This window comes from Methylobacterium sp. CCH5-D2 (assembly GCF_001556475.1).
Lineage (GTDB): Bacteria > Pseudomonadota > Alphaproteobacteria > Rhizobiales > Beijerinckiaceae > Methylobacterium > Methylobacterium hispanicum.
In genome coordinates, this window is the sequence record NZ_LSIX01000842.1 from 1 (window position 1) to 1886 (window position 1886).

General features: G+C 76.0%; 2 protein-coding genes. One reads left to right on the forward strand and one right to left on the reverse strand.

Features of this window, described 5'->3' with window-relative positions; all coding sequences use genetic code 11:
• A partial coding sequence (locus tag AX737_RS22165; protein ID WP_066924969.1) for a metallophosphoesterase occupies positions 1–742 on the reverse strand: 742 nt, incomplete at its 3' end.
• Positions 743–1059: 317 nt separating this feature from the next.
• Here AX737_RS22165 and AX737_RS22170 point away from each other — a divergent pair.
• Positions 1060–1833, forward strand: a complete 774-nt coding sequence (locus AX737_RS22170; RefSeq protein WP_066924971.1) for a lysophospholipid acyltransferase family protein — start codon at positions 1060–1062, stop codon at positions 1831–1833.
• Positions 1834–1886: the final 53 nt, after the last annotated feature.

Consider the following 1886-nt stretch of genomic DNA (forward strand, 5'->3'; position numbering starts at 1 on the left):
GTCGTCGGCACCGCCTGCCTCCCGGCCCAGCCACCGCGGCGAGGCTCGCCACGTGGTTGTGGCCGTGCAGGATCAGCTCGGCGCCGGCCCGCGCGATCATCGCCGTGAAGGCGGCCGCGTCCCGGAGTTCCCGCCCTGGCGAGGCGCCACCCGGATGGGGCGGGTGGTGGATCATCACCACCCGGCAGGGCCGGCCGGGCTCCGTCGCGAGCGCCCGCAGCAGCGCCTCGGCCGCCGCGATCTGCGCCCCGCCGAGGCGCCCGCTCGCCACGAAGGGGATGGTCGGGATCGCGGTCGAGAGGCCGACGAGGGCGAGCGGGCCACGCCGCCGCAGGTAGGGGAAGCGGCTGCCGCAGCCGCCGTCGTCGGCCGTCCAGCGGTCGCACTGGGCGAGCAGGCCCTCCAACGAGCCGCGCACGTAGGCGTCGTGGTTGCCCGGCACGAAGCTCACCGCGTCGGGCGTGCCCAGCGCCTCCAGGAAGGTGCGCGCCGTCTCCCACTCGCTCGGCAGGCCGATGTTGCAGAGGTCGCCCGTGCAGGCGACGTGGTCGGGCCTCTGCGCCCTCAGGTCCGCCACCAGGGCGGAGAGCACCGCCATGTCGTGGCTGCGCGAGCGCCCGCGCCGCCAGTTGGCGTAGCCGGTCGCGCGCTTGCCGAGCAGGTGGCGCAGGCGGGGACGCGACAGCGGCCCGACATGCGGGTCGCTGAGATGGGCGAGGCGGAAGGGCGTGGGATCCGGCATCGCCCCCGCGCATCGCGGCTCCGGGCGCGCGCGTCAAGCCGCCCCGGCGCGAACCCGTGACGAAGGCGGCGAGGCCGCCGCGGCGCCCGGCCGGAGGACGGGCCGGAGGACGGGCCGGAGGGCCGGCATCGTCCAGGACCCGCGCGGCCGCACAACCCAGGGTCGGTTGCGCGGCCGCGCGCGGCGGGGATAGATGCACCCCCGGTGCCCGCCTCCTCAGTTCCGGCGCAAAGCTCCGGTGAAAGCCCGGCTCGCCGTCCCGGCCTCGCCCCCTAGCCATCCGTCCGCGCCCGCGCGGCGGGTTTCCGGAAGCGAAGATGAGCCTCCTCAAACGCATCAGCCGGCTACCGGCCGTCCAGGAAGGGCTGGGCGCGCTCGCCGCCGCCTATCTGGGCCTCGTGCGGCGCACCAACCGGTTCACGGTCGAGTCCGCGGGGGGCGATGCCTGGATCGACCGGCACAGCCCCTTCATCGCCGGCATGTGGCACGGCCAGCACATCATGGTGCCGTTCGCCCGGCGGCCGCAGGACCGCATCGCCACGATCATCTCGCGCAACCCCGACGGCAACATCAACACGATCGCGCTGACCCGGATGGGCGTGCGGGTGATCCGCGCCTCGGGGGCCCGCGGCCGGGTGGTGCGCGACGCGCGCGCCAAGGGCGGGGCCGAGGGCCTGCGCGCCATGCTGAAGGCGCTGAAAGCCGGCGAGACCGTCGCCTTCAGCGCCGACGTGCCGAAGGTCTCGCGCCGGGCGGATGCCGGCATCCTCACGCTCGCCCGCTTCTCCGGCCGGCCGATCGTACCGGTCGCCGTGGTGACGAGCCGCCATATCCGCTTCAACTCCTGGGACCGGGCCTGCCTCGGCCTGCCCTTCGGCCGGGGGGCCGTGGTGTTCGGCGAGGCGATCCACGTGCCGCGCGAGGTCGAGGCGGAGGCGTTCGAGCGGCTGCGCCAGCGGCTCGAGGCCGAGATGAACCGGGTGCACGACCGGGCCTACGCCCTCGTCGGGCGACCGGACCGGGTGGGCGCGAACTGGCTCGGCGTGCCGGCCGACGGGACGGCGGGACGTTCGGCCGGGAGCCTCGCGTGAGGGCGCCGCCCCTCACCCTGCCGCTGCGGGCCTACCGGGTCGGCCTGCGGCTC